General features: G+C 38.5%; 14 protein-coding genes. 12 read left to right on the plus strand and 2 right to left on the minus strand.

Going from position 1 to position 16,514, the window contains the following annotated elements; all coding sequences use genetic code 11:
- Positions 1 to 432 precede the first annotated feature (432 nt).
- From MUN88_RS10865 to MUN88_RS10910, 10 genes are all read left to right on the plus strand, one after another.
- Positions 433 to 681, plus strand: a complete 249-nt coding sequence (locus tag MUN88_RS10865; RefSeq protein WP_244714900.1) for a hypothetical protein — start codon at positions 433 to 435, stop codon at positions 679 to 681.
- A 105-nt stretch (positions 682 to 786) separates the two neighbouring features.
- Positions 787 to 1,524 (plus strand): DUF5808 domain-containing protein, encoded by a 738-nt coding sequence (locus MUN88_RS10870; RefSeq protein WP_244714902.1) that lies wholly within the window; start codon positions 787 to 789, stop codon positions 1,522 to 1,524.
- Between the two features lie 26 nt (positions 1,525 to 1,550).
- The gene (cysQ, locus tag MUN88_RS10875) at positions 1,551 to 2,351 is read left to right on the plus strand and encodes a 3'(2'),5'-bisphosphate nucleotidase CysQ (protein WP_244714904.1); all 801 of its coding nucleotides are present in this window, start codon (positions 1,551 to 1,553) and stop codon (positions 2,349 to 2,351) included.
- 534 nt (positions 2,352 to 2,885) lie between these two features.
- Complete coding sequence (locus MUN88_RS10880) at positions 2,886 to 3,446, plus strand: sigma-70 family RNA polymerase sigma factor (RefSeq protein WP_244714906.1); 561 nt, start codon at positions 2,886 to 2,888, stop codon at positions 3,444 to 3,446.
- Positions 3,433 to 4,410: a hypothetical protein gene (locus tag MUN88_RS10885; RefSeq protein WP_244714908.1), complete on the plus strand. Its 978-nt coding sequence runs from the start codon at positions 3,433 to 3,435 to the stop codon at positions 4,408 to 4,410. Before MUN88_RS10880 ends, MUN88_RS10885 begins: the two co-directional genes overlap by 14 nt.
- 175 nt (positions 4,411 to 4,585) lie before the next feature.
- A complete protein-coding gene (locus MUN88_RS10890) occupies positions 4,586 to 5,518 on the plus strand; it encodes an LCP family glycopolymer transferase (RefSeq protein WP_244714910.1) in 933 nt (310 codons plus the stop codon).
- A 33-nt stretch (positions 5,519 to 5,551) separates the two neighbouring features.
- Entirely contained in the window at positions 5,552 to 6,433 is an 882-nt protein-coding gene (gene galU, locus MUN88_RS10895; RefSeq protein ID WP_244714912.1) for a UTP--glucose-1-phosphate uridylyltransferase GalU, read from the plus strand.
- A gap of 43 nt (positions 6,434 to 6,476) precedes the next feature.
- Positions 6,477 to 7,571 (plus strand): non-hydrolyzing UDP-N-acetylglucosamine 2-epimerase, encoded by a 1,095-nt coding sequence (gene wecB / locus MUN88_RS10900; protein ID WP_244714914.1) that lies wholly within the window; start codon positions 6,477 to 6,479, stop codon positions 7,569 to 7,571.
- A gap of 450 nt (positions 7,572 to 8,021) precedes the next feature.
- On the plus strand, positions 8,022 to 9,188 hold the full coding sequence (locus MUN88_RS10905) for a nucleotide sugar dehydrogenase (RefSeq protein WP_244714916.1): 1,167 nt from the start codon (positions 8,022 to 8,024) through the stop codon (positions 9,186 to 9,188).
- 148 nt (positions 9,189 to 9,336) lie between these two features.
- A complete protein-coding gene (locus MUN88_RS10910) occupies positions 9,337 to 10,071 on the plus strand; it encodes a nucleotidyltransferase family protein (protein ID WP_244714918.1) in 735 nt (244 codons plus the stop codon).
- 47 nt (positions 10,072 to 10,118) lie between these two features.
- On the opposite strand, the gene ade is transcribed toward MUN88_RS10910, so the two are convergent.
- On the minus strand, positions 10,119 to 11,885 hold the full coding sequence (ade, locus tag MUN88_RS10915; protein WP_244714920.1) for an adenine deaminase: 1,767 nt from the start codon (positions 11,883 to 11,885) through the stop codon (positions 10,119 to 10,121).
- Between the two features lie 15 nt (positions 11,886 to 11,900).
- Positions 11,901 to 13,205 carry an NCS2 family permease gene (locus tag MUN88_RS10920; protein WP_244714922.1) on the minus strand — a complete coding sequence of 435 codons (1,305 nt, stop codon included), beginning with the start codon at positions 13,203 to 13,205 and terminating at the stop codon, positions 11,901 to 11,903.
- 165 nt (positions 13,206 to 13,370) lie between these two features.
- Here MUN88_RS10920 and MUN88_RS10925 point away from each other — a divergent pair, with 165 nt between their 5' ends.
- Both MUN88_RS10925 and MUN88_RS10930 read left to right on the plus strand, forming a co-directional pair.
- Positions 13,371 to 14,612 (plus strand): M20 family metallo-hydrolase, encoded by a 1,242-nt coding sequence (locus MUN88_RS10925; protein ID WP_244714924.1) that lies wholly within the window; start codon positions 13,371 to 13,373, stop codon positions 14,610 to 14,612.
- A 331-nt stretch (positions 14,613 to 14,943) separates the two neighbouring features.
- A complete protein-coding gene (locus MUN88_RS10930; RefSeq protein ID WP_244714926.1) occupies positions 14,944 to 16,446 on the plus strand; it encodes an extracellular solute-binding protein in 1,503 nt (500 codons plus the stop codon).
- Positions 16,447 to 16,514 lie beyond the last annotated feature (68 nt).

Consider the following 16,514-nt stretch of genomic DNA (forward strand, 5'->3'; position numbering starts at 1 on the left):
GTTTTTTTGCGCAGATTCTTTTATGCTTGATTGCTATTATAACTTGTTATGGCATTGCAAAATATATTGATCACCAAACGTATGAACAGCGTAGTAATAGTCATTTATATTTTGACATCGATTCGATGAAGCAATACGCAACAGAAGGGTTGCAACAGTTTAAGATCGAGTTATTTCTGGGAATGTCAATATCGGTTTTATTCATGACAGCCGGGTTTAGTTTGTTTTTGATAGTTAATCATTTATAGCTATTAATCGTCGGTTGTTTAGGGCTAGTACCTGTTTGGATTTTTTTATTTACGAAGCCGTTAAAACGATATCAGTTGCTTAAGCAGTTTAAGAAGAAAGAACTTCATCTGTGAATGATTTCGTGATGTATGTTGTGTGACGGAATGGTAGAATAAAAGTAGAAACCTGATGGAGGTGGCGGTCATGGAATTCTCTACTTTATTTTTTACACTTTTGTTTGTGAGTGTCATGCAGATTGCAATTCCTTTTGTGGTGAAGCGTACCGTGGTATTTGGTGTGACGATTCCATTAGAGGAAATTAGTAATCATTCGGTGAGACAATATAAAAAACGGTATGCAGGTATAACCACTGTGGTTGGGCTTGTTGCGCTTGCGAGCCTGATCATAGTATTTCAAATGGAGGGAATCAGTACAAATCAAATGGTAGTGTAAGGCAGTTTTCTTCCTTTTGTCGTGTTGCTCGGAGGTATGTCCCTTTATTTTTATTTCCATTTTAAAATGATGTAATTAAAGCAAGTCAGTAATTGGTCCGAACAGTTGACACAACCACAAATTGTCCATGATGCAGAGCAGGCCGGAGATGAAATGTTACCAGCTATTGTGCAGTTAGTTCCGATTATTGTTACGGCGGCAACGATGTTCTTGACGATTCGTTTATTCGATCAGCTTCCAACACATTGGGGTCCGAATGGTCAAGCGGACGCATATAGTGATAAAACATGGCTGACTGCTTTAGGGTTACCGCTGATATTATTTGTACTGCAGACGATGTTCTTCAGTATTCACACGTCCACCAAACGGTCTGGGATTAAAGTGAATGCAGTCCGTTACACCTCTGCCAAACTACGTCAATTCCGCTTACGCAAATATACCAGCTGGTTCATCCTGGTGATCAATTTATTGATGACGATGCTGTTTACTTTTTTACAATTAAATTTGTTGTATGAGAAGTTGTTTAGTAATTTGATGATGATGCTTGTGCCACTAGGTTTTTTATTGCTTGTCCTGATTAGCACGATTCTTTTGGCAATAAAAGTTGGCAGTGTGGATTCTGATTTTGAAGGAAAAATGCCGACTGAACAGAAGTCCGTCGATATTTACGACGATGATCGGTACTGGAAAGCGGGTTTATTTTACTTTAATCCAGATGATAAGTCAATATTTGTGGAGAAACGCTTTGGCATCGGCTGGTCGATCAATTTCGCCAATCCGGTTGGTTATTTGCTTGTGATTGTCCCGGTTGTGATTATAATAGTGATATCTTTTTCGATATGATATGAAGTGAGAGGGGAGAACTAATCATGAATGACTACCTATATGATCTGTTTCGGATTTGCTGTGATGCAGGTTCGGAGATAATGGATGTGTATGCAGAAGATTTTGAAGTAGAGAAAAAAGAAGATCAATCACCTCTGACGATGGCCGATAAACGGGCGCATCAGGTCATTGAAGAGGGCTTAAAAAAGTTAGCAAAACCGCTTCCTGTTTTAAGTGAAGAAGGGGAACAGGTGCCATATGCTACGCGAAAAAATTGGGAGCAATTCTGGCTGGTAGATCCTTTGGACGGTACCAAGGAATTCGTCAAAAAGAATGGTGAATTCACCGTAAATATAGCACTAATCAATAAAAGTTTTCCGCAATTGGGAGCCATTTACGCACCAGCCTTGGATACGTTTTATTTTGGTGAAGTGGGCGTGGGCGCATATAAATTAAACGGTGCATCCAATGTGAAGCCTGCTAACTTAGAGGAGTTAATAAGTAAAAGTACACCTCTCCCAGAAGTGCATGATACGAAGGTAACCTATGTAGTAGCAAGCAGGTCGCATATGTCGAAGGAGACGGAAGCTTTTATTGACAGCTTAAATGGAGATGTGCAAGTAGTCTCCTCGGGCAGCTCGCTTAAATTTTGCCTGGTTGCAGAAGGAAAAGCCGATTATTATCCACGCTACGCTCCAACGATGGAATGGGATACAGGCGCCGGGCAGGCGATTGTTGAAGCTGCCGGTGGAACGGTAAAACGTTTTGAAGATGATCAGCGGTTTTATTATAATCGAGAAGATTTGTTGAACGGATGGTTTTTGGTAAGTAAATCATATGGATAATGCAGGGGCTGAGTTATAACAAAAGTATGCCAGTTAAAAAGAGAACCATCACGATATAAATATGTATAGTCGTAGTTACAGTTAATATGGAGTGGAATCAAACTCTGAATTAATGAGAACTAGCTTAGCTGTGATATCATTTTGACATATTTTATCTGCAATCACGTCCGCAATCCAGCGGAAGTGATTGGCTTGCGTTGTGGCGTTTGCTCTACAACTGATTATCCACGAAGTTATTTCCCAGTTTAACTTTACACGAAAGCTCGACGTTGTGAAAATTTAGAGTGTACCAAGTATAAGAAAAACTGCGGCGCTCACTGAAAAACGGGGTGAATGTCGAGTTTTTTAACCAACATAAAAGTAAAGGCCGAACGAATTACGTTCGGCCTTTACTTTTATGTTGAATAAGTTGCTTATGTTTCAGGATCTTATAAAGAGGTAATAGTCTCATCGATCAATGTACATACTTTTTTTCTAAAATTTTGAAGAAAAAACAGAAGACTCATCGTCTAATCTATAAAAGGGGGGATTAAATTGGAAATAAATCATGAATATGAAGGGATTGAAAACAATGAAATCCTGCTAACCCATCTTATGGATGAATTTGGATCAGATTTAAAGAGAATTGCTTATTCCTTTGTGAAAGATAAATCACAGTGCGATGACATTGTTCAGGAAGTGTTTATTTCTTGTTATCGAAATTTAGATAAATTCCGGTATGAATCAGAATATAAGACATGGTTAATACGAATTACGCTTAATAAGTGCAAAGATTATCACCGTAAATGGAGCTTTCGAAATATTAAATATCAATCATCTGTACTACAGAATATGGCATCTGATCATCACAAACCATCAGCTGAGGATGAGTTAATAAAGAAAGAGAATGCAAGTGAATTATTAGATGCTATTTCGTCTTTAAAACCTAAATATAAAGAAATTATCATTCTTTATTATGTGCAGGATCTAAAGCTAAAAGAAATCAGCGAGGTAACAAGGCTTAATTTTCATACATCTAAAACAAGATTTGTAAGAGGAAAAGAACTTTTAAAAAAAGAACTGGAAAGGAGAGGAATTTTAAATGGATTCATTTGATAAGAAAATCAAAAATAATCTGAATGAGCATTTAACTGGTCATATCCATTTTTCAAATACTGAGAAATATCAGGTTATGGAATCAGTAAAAAAGAAAAGGATTCCATTTTTTATTCTGAGTTTAACTAGCATTGCCGTTACGTGTATTATCCTTGTACTTTCAACTATTCCATTTTGGAGGGAGACACCATCAAACGAAATCTTAAAGCAAACTATCTCTCCAATATCCAAAACGACATTGTCAATGAAAGAAAAATTACCTGAGAGTTTCTTTCTAGTAAGGGATTCAGAAGAACAAATGATTAGTAAAGATGACGAGGAAAGTCAGAATGATCAAATCGAGGAACGAACAGAAGAAACAGAAGATAAGTCAAAAGACTCAAACAATGAACAAGTAGAAGAAGATAAAAATGACTCAAATAATGAAGATACTGAAAGTGGTAAAAAAGCCGAAAATACTGATAATCAGACAAATGACAATGAGAAAGATATTAAGTCAGGCGCCGAAGAAAAAGAGTCGGACGAAGAGAATCAGCAAGAGGAAGAAGTAGCTAATGATGCTGTAGATCAAGATGTTTTTATCAATCTAGTAAAAAAATATAACAATATGCATATTGAATTAGTTGAAAATACAGAAGAGGATCCTGTTCCAGATTATAACAGAGCGAAAAATTTCAACTCCAAAGACGAATATTTTAAGCATCTATCACAGTTTATGACATATGAAACGGCGGCAGATGTGTGGAAAGGTTTCTTCAAAGAGGAAGGTGGTCACTTATGGGTCTTGGCTAGAGATGGTCACCCGGATTTTGTGTTGGATTACGAGTATTCTGTGAAAAAGATTTCTGATACAGAATATTTTATGTATCAAATAAATCAGAGTCAACTTTTTACAGGAGGCAATTTTGAAATTTATTTCTCAAAAATTGATGGCAATTGGATGATCAGTAAGGTCGTTTATTAATTCGTTTAAAAATTTGAAGAAAGATAATTTGTCTATTATAATATTTGGTATTGATTAGGAGAGAGGGAGATACCCTCTTTCTTTTTATATCACCCCAGTATTTAGCTGATTATAGTTGATGTGGTATACTTATTGCTATAAACGTTTTGCATATTGCAATAAAGGAGCTTATCGAGTGAGAAAAAATAAAAAAAAGAAAAAGCGTCTTCTCAAGATATTAGCAGCTTTAACGCTCATTATTATTTTATCGATTGCGGGATATCTTTATTCGATATACAGTAAGGCGCAGCAAACAGTCGATGAAAAAGTACACCAGGAAGTTGAAACGATCGATACAGACATAACCGATAAAAAAGTGAAAGAACAGCAGCCTTTAAATATTTTATTGCTGGGTGTTGATGAAAGAAACTCAGACAGTGGTCGGTCGGATGCGTTAATGGTACTTTCTTTAAAACCTGGTTCTGATGAAATGCAATTGGTCAGTATTCCACGTGATACTAGAACAGAAATTGTCGGAAAAGGATTTGAGGATAAAATCAATCATGCTTATGCATACGGCGGAGTGGATATGTCGATTAATACTGTAGAGAATTTGCTAGATATTGATCTGGACTATTACGTTCAAATGAATATGGAAGGTTTATCGGATTTAGTCGATGCACTTGGCAGTATCACGGTGAATAATCAATTAGACTGGTATGATGAGGGCTATTATCAGAAAGACTATCATTACCAAAAAGGCGAAATTCAACTGGACGGTCCTAAAACGATGGGATATGTTCGAATGAGACATTTAGACCCGAATGGTGATTTTGGCCGGACGGAAAGACAGCGCCAGGTAATCAGAGCCATCATTGATAAAGGAGCGAGTTTTCAGTCTGCAGCTAAAATTAACGAATTGATCGACGTACTCGGTAATAATGTTTTGACGAACATGAAGTTTAAGGATATGACGAATCTCTTTGCCAATTATCGTGATACAAGAAAGAATTTTGACAGTTACATGATACAAGGTCAAGGAAAAAGAATTGAAAATGTGTATTACTTGATAGTTGGTAACGAAGAATTACAAAAAGTTCATGAAATGCTAACAAAAACAACATCATAAAAGATCTGCGAGGAATATCTAGGAGGCATAAAAATGAAAAAAGTCAGAAAAGCGATTATCCCTGCAGCTGGTTTAGGTACGCGATTTTTGCCGGCAACCAAAGCAATGCCAAAGGAAATGCTGCCAATTGTGGATAAGCCAACGATACAATATATTATTGAAGAAGCTGTAGAATCTGGAATTGAGGATATTATCATTGTGACCGGTAAAGGAAAACGTGCTATTGAAGATCACTTTGATCATAATTTTGAATTAGAAGATAACCTGATGAAAAAAGGTAAATATGAATTATTAGAAAAAGCCAAACAACCATCTAAAGTGGAAATACACTATATTAGACAAAAAGAACCTTTAGGATTAGGACATGCAGTATGGTGTGCACGTAAATTTATCGGCGATGAACCTTTTGCCGTACTTTTGGGTGACGATATTGTGAAAGCAGAAAAACCGTGCTTGAAGCAAATGATAGAGCAATATGAGGAAACAGGCGGTTCGATCTTAGGTGTTCAGCAAGTACCAGTAGATGAAACACATCGTTATGGAATAGTAGATGTAGAAAAACAAAATGGAGATTTATACGCGATCAATAGTCTAGTAGAAAAACCGGAACAAGGTACAGCACCTTCCAATTTAGCCATAATGGGACGCTATGTATTGTCTCCTAAAATATTTGGCTATTTGGATGCGAAAGAAATTGGAGCTGGCGGTGAGATTCAACTTACCGATGCTATTCAGCAGTTAAATCAAAATCAGAGTGTGTTTGCGTATGATTTCCAGGGAAAACGATACGATGTAGGAGAGAAATTAGGTTTTGTAAAAACAACGATAGAATTCGCATTGGAAAATAAAGAGATCGGGGAAGATGTCTTACATATTCTCCAAGATTTGGTCGATCAAAAATCAAAAACAGTATAGGTGATTCGATTATTTATAAAAGCCAGAGAGGTAGTGAAAGAAAATGAAAAAAGTGATGGTCGTTTTCGGAACTAGGCCGGAAGCAATAAAAATGTGTCCATTAGTAAAAGAATTGGAATCACGTAAAAATTTAGAAACAATTGTATGTGTGACAGGGCAACATAAAGAAATGCTTCAGCAAGTGTTAGATGTGTTTGATATTGAACCAGATTTTAATCTGTCCATTATGAAAGAAAAACAGACACTATTTGATGTGACAACAGCGATTTTGGAAAAAATGAAAGCTGTACTGGATGAAGTGAAACCAGATGTTGTATTGGTACATGGCGATACATCCACGACATTTGTCACATCATTAGCGTGCTTCTATTCTCAGATTCCAGTTGGCCATGTTGAGGCTGGTTTAAGAACGTATAACATATACTCACCATATCCGGAAGAATTCAATCGTCAGGCAGTCGGTCTTGTAGCGAAATATAATTTTGCACCGACAGAAATGTCTCAAGAAAACCTGGTGAACGAAGGAAAAGATCCTGCATCTATTTATGTAACAGGTAATACAGCTATCGATGCGTTACATACTACGGTACGCGAGGATTATAAGCATGATCAGCTCGAATGGGCAAAAGGCAGCCGGTTAATCATGATTACCGCTCACCGTCGTGAAAACCTTGGTGAACCGATGCGTAACATGTTTAGAGCGATTCAACGGATTATTGAGGAGCATGAGGATATCAAAGCAATCTACCCTATCCATATGAATCCGGTGGTCCGCGAGGCAGCAACTGAAATTCTTGGGAATAATGATCGTGTTCGTATAATTGAACCATTAGAAGTGATTGACTTCCACAATTTCTTGTCAGCATCTTACTTAATTTTGACAGACAGTGGTGGTATTCAGGAGGAAGCACCGAGTCTTGGGAAACCAGTACTTGTGATGCGTGACACAACTGAACGACCAGAAGGTGTGGCAGCCGGTACATTGAAATTAGTAGGAACTGACGAAGAAAATATTTACAACAATTTCAAGCTGTTATTAGAAAATAAGGAAGAATATGAAAAAATGAGTAAAGCCAGCAACCCGTATGGCGACGGCCTTGCCAGTAAACGCATTGCTGATGTATTGGAAACTGAATAATTTTTGTGGAAAGCCTGTTCCTTTTTGGGACAGGCTTTATTAATATGTTTGGAAAGAATGAAGTTTCTCAGCGTACAAATTCGACTCAAGGGGCGAATTTTATATTTCCCCAGAAATTGGCGATAAGTCATGTTTTTTATGAATCTCATGGACAAAAAATCAGCAAAAACGACATGCACCCTCAGTAAGAATCATTCCTTTCCAAAGAAATCTATGGAATCAATAATACTGCAAGAAAAAATCCTGCTAATATTATAATGCCCCTATATGCAAACCTACTCACACTCCAATCATAAAACAGCGATTCTACAAGCTGATTCGTCGACTTTATCACCAGCCCATATATTTTTGCAATGTCCGAGAAAGTATAAACTTTATGTAAACTATTTCATTTTTAATCAAATTACTAAAAAAAATTAGTAAAATAAATAGTAAGTAGGAGGGATGGATATGAAGATCACCGTCGTTGGGATTGGTTATGTAGGTTTATCTAATGCTATGTTACTTGCGCAATACCATGAGGTAACAGCTTTAGATATAAATAAAGAAAGAGTAGAAATGGTAAATCAAAGGAAATCTCCCATCACAGATCAGGATATAGAAGCTTTCTTCGAAAAGAAATCATTACATTTATCCGCAACCACAATCGCTAGTGCTGCTTACCAGGACGCAGAAATAATTATCGTCTCAACGCCAACCAATTATGACCCGGAGCGTAATTTTTTTGATACAAGTTCGGTGGAAAAGGTCGTCGCTGATATCGTGAAATCGAATGAAAAAGCAACGATTATTATCAAATCAACTGTACCTGTGGGGTTCACTGCAGAAATATGTAAACAGCACGATACCGACCGGATTATTTTTTCTCCCGAATTCTTAAGAGAAGGACGGGCGTTACATGATAATTTATATCCATCACGCATTGTGATTGGTGACAAATCAGAACGAGCGGAGATGTTTGCATCGTTATTAGTAGAAGGGGCGGAAAAAGAGGAGATTGAAGTACTCTATACTAATTCAACTGAAGCAGAAGCGGTCAAATTATTTGCGAATACGTATTTGGCGATGCGCGTTGCTTTCTTTAATGAATTGGATACATATGCAGAAGTGAGAGGACTGGACAGCAAACAAATTATTGAAGGGGTCAGTCTCGATCCGAGGATTGGTAATCATTATAATAATCCATCATTTGGCTATGGTGGCTATTGTTTACCGAAAGATACGAAGCAGCTCCTCGCCAATTATCAGGATGTACCAAACAATATGATGCGGGCAGTAGTGGACGCAAACCAAACCCGAAAAGATCATATTGCAAATCAAATTATCGAAAAACAACCGAAAGTCGTCGGTATTTACCGCTTAACGATGAAAACAGATTCCGATAACTTCAGGGAATCTGCTATTCAAGGTGTGATGAGACGGATGATGGAAAAAGGCATGCGAGTGGTCATCTATGAACCTGCCATTCAGCAGAAACAGTTTTTTGACTGTGACGTGGAGGCTGACTTAGAGATTTTCAAGCAAAGAGTTGATGTGATTGTTGCCAATCGTGTAACAGTAGAACTAAAAGATTGTATAGATAAAGTATATACGCGCGATATTTTCTCACGCGACTAATCATAGTCACTTTCTGTTGATGTGCAGGAAGTGACTTTCTTTTGTTAACTGGTAGTGTTGGAGGCTTTGGGGAAGGTAAACTCGAACATGTTGATAAGTTTATGGTAGAATCAGGAGAGAGTTCGACGTATAGCAAGGAGATGGTTTGATGAAGTGTATCATATTAGCTGCCGGATATGCGACAAGATTGTATCCCTTAACGAGGTATAAAGCAAAGCCATTGTTAGAAGTGGCGGGAAAATCTATCTTAGAGCGAATCATGAAAAAGGTCGACGCAGTGCGCGAAATTGATCAGGTGTGGATTGTAACGAATAACAAATTTGCCGAAAGTTTTCAAGACTGGTCGAATCATTATACAGGTGCCAAACCAATCAAGGTGATCAATGATCAAACGACTTCTAATGAAAATCGCCTCGGGGCAATCGGAGATATCCAGTATGTATTAGAGCAGGCGAACATTAGTGATGATGTAATGGTTCTTGCCGGTGATAACTTGTTCGATTTTCAATTAAAAGATTTCGTCTCCTTTTGTACGGAAAAAGGTACCGATTGTATTAGCTGCCATGCTTTAGAGGATCTGGATGAGCTGCAAAGAACAGGGGTTGTGGAAGTGGCGGAGGATGGGAAGGTACTTTCATTCGAAGAAAAGCCGCCAAAGCCAAAATCACAGTTAGCAGCACCACCTATTTATCTGTATCGAAGAGAGACGTTACCACTTTTTGCGAAGTACCTGCAAGAGGGAAATAATCCAGATGCACCGGGGCATTTTGTTCCGTGGCTGATTCAGCAGAAGGACGTTTATGCTTATCAATTTGCAGGATATCGATATGATATTGGCACGTTGGACAGTTATGAGACAGTGCAGAAGATGTTTGCTGAGTAATTAAAAAAGCGATCCTTCCTTCAGGAAAAGATCGCTTTTCGTATGTCTCAGTCCATAAACAAAGGTACAATCTCCTGCCTATCGACATCCACTAGCCCCAGGTCCGAAATTTTGGCTTTTGGTATCACGGGCAGGGTTACTGCGATGAGACGGTGGATCGGATTCTTGCCAGGCATGATGTCGTCTTGCAATAGGTTAACAAATGCATCAATTTTTGGAGTCAGTTCCTCAGCAGTGTCTGTACTCATCAATCCCGCTACTGGCAACGGCAGTTCAGCTACGATTTCACCGTCTTTCACTGCGACCATCCCACCATTCAATTCTTTAGCACGATTAGCTGCGATCGCCATGTCTTTTTTGTTTACACCTAGTACGGCTAAGTGATGACTGTCATGGGCAACAGTAGTAGCGACGGCACCTTCCTTAATACCATAACCAGCTAGTATGCCAACCGTTTTATTGTGGTTTTTGCCATGGCGATGGAAGACGCCAATGTAATTAAGTGGTGCTTTTTTACCTTGATAACTTTCTAAACTTAGCTCACCATTTATAATTGGCAAGGTTGTTTCGATAAAATTCGTTGGAATGCCAGGCGCAAAATCATATTCGATCACACGAACGTTGGCTTCCTCTAACGATTTGTCTGTGACGTCAATCGTGAAATCATCTTCTGTGATGTCGTCGACTTTTACCGTGTTGAAAAAGTGCTTCGGTGGTGCTAATTTTGGCTGTTCGAACTGGAGCTTTCCTTCTGTTACGACATGATTTCCAGCTGTGAAAACATCTGAAATTACCATATCCTCCAGGCTATCGAGTAAGACGATATCTGCAATTCTGCTTGGTGCGATCGCTCCGATGTCTTTTCGTTGAAGGCGCTCAGCCGCATTTAATGTACCGAATCGGATCGCGTTTACCGGATTAATTCCTTCTTCTATTGCACGGCGGACGACATGATTCATATGACCTCTTTGCACGAGATGATTTGCTTTTACATCGTCGGAACAAAGACAGACATTGGGGAGGTAGCCTTTATCTTTAATATAAGCTGCAATAGGACTCATATTTAATGAGAAAGAGCTCTCACGGATTTCGACGTACATACCTGCCTGTATTTTTTCTAACGCTTCTTCACCTGTTCTGCTTTCGTGATCAGAGTCAACCCCAGCTACGAGATAAGCTGATAAGTCTCTACCGGTTACAGTTGGAGCATGTCCTTGTGCGATTTTACCTGCCTTTTTGGCAGCTTCGACAATCTTGATCATTCTTTCATCTTGTTGAACGACACCAACATAATTCATGACTTCGGCAAGACCATCAATGCCATCCCATTGAAGCAAACGCTCGATCACTTCTGGCGTGAAATCAGCACCCGCTGTCTCCACTTTGGGAGCTGACGGGACACACGATGGCAAATAAGTTAAAATTCGTAAATCTACTTCTTTACTGGCATCGATCATATAGGCAATGCCTTCTTCTCCTAACACGTTCCCGATTTCGTGGGGATCGGTGACAATCGTTGTTGTACCGTGGGGCAATACCGCTTCGGCATAAGCCCCAGGCGTTAACATACTGCTTTCGATGTGCAGGTGCGTATCAATTAAGCCTGGTATCGCAAATTTACCTTGTCCATCGATCACCTGATTGGCTGCCAGACTTGTTTCACCAGGTCTCGTCACATGTACAATTTTGTCCTGGTAGATACCGATTGCTGCTGGGTAGATTTCACCAGAAAATACATTGACTAATTGAATGTTCTCGATAGCCAGGTCTAATGCAGCCTCGCCTCGTGCTGCGGAAATGATTGGATTTGTCATGGTAAACCTCCTCTTTTATTTAAGCCATAGATAGTAAATAAGCGGAACACATAGGATGAAGAGTCCGATTGGTACCTCTTTAATTTTTCCTGCAAATAATTTAGCTGCTACGTAAGAAAGAACACCGAACACAATTCCGTTTGCGATACTGAAAGAGAAACCAGTAACGATGACGGTGATAAAAGCAGGCATGGACTCATCAACCTCGTCAAATTCGATATTTTTCAGTCCGGAAAGCATTGAAATACCAACGATGATAAGAGCCGGTGCTATCGCAACACTAGGAATCATTAATAATATTGGAGTTAACAATAAACAAAGTAAAAAGATAAATCCAGTTGAAACCGAGGTTAAACCAGAACGACCGCCTGCTTCGACACCACTAGCGGACTCGATATAGGTCGTTACTGTAGTGACACCCATGAATGAACCACCAACAGATGCTACAGCATCTACTAAGAAAGGCTTTTTAATATCAGGTAAGTTTCCGTCTTTGTTGAGCATTCCTGCTTTTCCGCCGACACCTAGTAACGTACCAACTGTAGAGAAGAAGTCTCCGACAAAGAAGGTGAACATTAATGGGAAGAAGGACCATTTTAATGCTTCCATCCAGTCAACTTGAAATACAATGTCAGATGGACTTGGTGGCAGTTCAAAGAAACTGTCCGGCATTTGCGTAATGCCAAGCGGGATACCAATGATCGTTGTAATAAAAATTCCGTATAATACGGCGCCTTTCACTTTTCGTGCCATTAAGCCTAAAATAACAATTAAACCAATAAGAGCGAGGATTACATTTTTATCATGTAAGGAGCCTAATGTTAAATTCTCACTATCGATATTCAATACGACTAGTCCAGAATCAGTCAAACCGATCGCTGCAATGAAAATACCAACCGCAGCTCCGATAGCAAGCTTGATATTCTTCGGAATCATTTCGGCAATCGCATCACGAATACCGAGCAGTGTTAAGATTAGAAAAACAACACCAGAGATTAGAACCATACCTAGAGCTGTTTGCCAGGTAGCCAACCCAGCTGCGACAATCGAATAAGCAAAAAAGGCATTCCCGCCCATACCGGGCGCTAAGGCAAACGGACGGTTGGTAAAAACTCCCATTATGATCGTGAAAATACCGGAGACGATAATAGTAGATACCATAACCGCACCAGCAGGCATGCCAGCTGCTGTCATTAAACTTGGCTGAACAATGATGATATATGCCATTGTAATGAAGGTTGTTAAACCAGCCATTAATTCTGTGCGTATATTCGTGTTTAACTCTTTTAAATGAAAGAGCTTTTCTAGTAGTTGACGCATGTGCGATTTCCTCCTATAAGTCATGTAATTATTATATTTTCCTCAATTATATACAATATTCGACATAAAGACAAACGTTTTTTAATTTTATTGTCATAATGTTCGTTTTTAGGTCGCGAAAGGTGTATAATGAATCTTAAGTTTTATACGGAAAAGGGGCATAAAATGCATTGGGATCAAGCTAAAGAAACATTTATTTATCAACAAACCGAAGCGAGCATCAAATGGCTTAGTCAATTTAGTAATAGTGATGGAGAAGGCGTTACTCGTCTTGTGTATACAAACCCCTGGCTGCTGGCACAATCAGCTTTACAGGAAAAATGTGAAGCAATGGGACTGGAAACGAGAATGGATCCGGCGGGTAACGTGTTTGCTTCTTTCAAAGGTAACGAACAGGGAGTGGTGTTAACTGGATCCCACATAGATACCGTAAAAAATGGTGGCAAATATGACGGCGCATACGGCATTGTAGCAGGTCTTGTTGCTATAAAATTTTTACAGGAATATCTGGGGATTCCTAAGAAAACAATCGAGCTGGTTTCCTTTTGTGAAGAGGAGGGCAGTCGTTATCCATTGACGTTCTGGGGCTCTCGATTAATCACGGAAGAGGTAGATGCTATTCCATCCGTTCAAGAAGACAAAGGGCATATTACGTTGAAAGAAGCGATGAATGATGTCGGCCTATCTATTGACGAGCTAAGCTTGATCAAAAAAAGAAACGATATCCAGGCATTTATTGAACTGCATGTTGAGCAAGGAATGAGACTGGAGGCGAACGAAAAACAGATCGGTGTTGTGGAACAAATTGCGGGTGTACATCGCTTTACTGTCACTGTTACGGGACAAGCCAATCATGCGGGGACAACGCCAATGACAATGCGGCAGGATGCGGTATATGGTGCCAGTCAAATGATTCAGTGGGTAACAGAGCAGGCGAAACAATATGGAGAGCCGTTTGTTGCAACTGTCGGGCAAATGAGTGTAAAGCCAAATGTGCCGAACGTGATTGCAAATGAGGTCACTTTTACAGTAGATGTCCGTTCTCCTCAACCTGATACATTACAAACGTTTAAGGAAGAAATGACCACTGTATTTAAAAAAATTGCAGTTGTGAATGATTTAGATATTGTGGTTGAACAATGGTTAGCAACACCACCTATTATGATGGATTCAGAGCTGACGGCGACAGCAAAAGCAATTTGCGATGAGCAGCAATTATCCTATCAGATGATGACAAGCGGAGCAGGGCATGATGCGCAAATTATGGCTAAGCATTATCATACTGCATTACTGTTTGTACCAAGTTACCGAGGGATTAGTCATTCGCCGTTGGAACATACAAGTACAGCGGATCTGGCAGCAGGGGTAAAAGTGTTGGTTGAATTATTGTATCGGCTTGCTTATTGATGTGGTTATGCCTGTATTTATTGTTCGTGATTTATCAAAAATGATTCGGAAAGCTATATCATAAAAAGCTTTCTGAATCGTTATATTATCTTTAAAAGAAATAACAAATAGAGTTTCTGTGTACAAAAGTGAGGAAACAATGCTACTTCATTATTTTCAGAAGAAACAAAAGAAGCAAAGTGTCATAAGTTTAGAAAATAATCATTATATTGTCTATCGGCTATAATTCTTAGTTAGTTTATTGCAGTTACTTGATAAGACAAAATTATGATTATATACGGAATGTAAGAATAGATTTTACAATGTGAATAAATAAAGAAAGGGTGATTGTATGTATAAGATGAAAACTGTTATATTATTCATGGTATTATGTATTGTTTTATTTGGTTGCAGCAATAATGAAAGCGCTTCTAATAATGGGGAGGGAAACACTGGAGAAGGAAATGAAGATTTAAATGAAATTACAATTTACACACCTCTGCACAGTGCAGAAACACCTGATTCAAAAATCGAAGGAACAATTGAAGAACTGACTGGTGTATCCCTTAATTTGCAATATATTCCCGCTAACAATTATCAAGATAGGATGAATACTTCATTTGCAACAGATAGTATGCCAGAGGTCGCGAATATTCCTATAGAGGGTATATATAAAGAGGCAATTAGAGACGGGCAATTTTGGGAGATAGAACCTTACTTAGATGAATTTGAGAATTTAAAAAAATTAAAAGAAGAGATATTAGATAATACAAGGGTGGATGGCAAATTATATTCTTTATATCAAGGTCGTCCTTTATCTAGACAAGGAATTATTTATCGAAAGGATTGGGCGGAAAACTTAGGACTAGATACACCTCGAACAACGGAAGAATTTTATGACATGTTAAAACAATTTACAGAAAATGATCCAGATGGAAATGGTAAAGACGATACAATTGGATTAGCTGACCGAGGCGATTTAGCATATGGATCTTTTAATACCATAGCATCATGGTTTAATTCACCTAATGAATGGGGAGAAAAAGATGGTGAATTATTACCTTCATTTATGTTTCCGGAGTACAAAGAAACATTAAATTTTATGAGAAAGTTGCATAAAAATGGTTATATCAACCAAGATTTTCCTGTAACTAGTAAACCAGATCAACAAGATATGATTAAATCTGGTAAAGCAGGTGCCTATATTGGATGTATGTGTGATGTTAGTGCGCTTCAAAGTGATGGATCGGTTAATAATCCAGATATGGAATTAGATGTCCATAATCAAATAAAGGGTCCTAATGGGGAGTACCAAATATGGTCCATTCCTGGTTATAATCATCCTTATTTCTTTCCAAAATCTTCTGTAGAAACAGAGGATGAATTAAAAGTTATCTTAGGTTTTTTTGATAAACTAATGGAACCAGAAGTAGCGAATACGGTGTACTGGGGTATGGAAGGGGAACATTATAACGTGGAAAATGGGAAAGCAGTTGCAATTGAAGATACTGGAAAATTGGATAGAGAGGTCATACCTTATCAAACGCTGGAGGTAGGAGAACCTGATACCAATGGAAGGTATGAGGGAAGTTTTCCGTTAGAAGCAAGAGAGAAAGCTAATGAATTATTTAAAGATAACGAGAATTATTTGATCAAAAATCCTACCATTACGTTGGATTCTGAAACATATGATCTTAAGAGTGAAGAATTAAATACGATTATGGTAGATGCAACATTTAATTATATATTAGGAGAAATCGATGAACAGGGTTTTGATGAAGCAGTCGAAAAATGGAAATCATCAGGAGGAGAAGATGTGGTAGAGGAGTTCAATACTTCATATAAAGAGAGTTAATTTCATGAAATATAAAAAATAGCTGTGATAAGCAGCTATTTTTTATATTTAAAAGGTAAGTGTGGGTT

The organism is Gracilibacillus caseinilyticus, assembly GCF_022919115.1.
Lineage (GTDB): Bacteria > Bacillota > Bacilli > Bacillales > Amphibacillaceae > Gracilibacillus > Gracilibacillus caseinilyticus.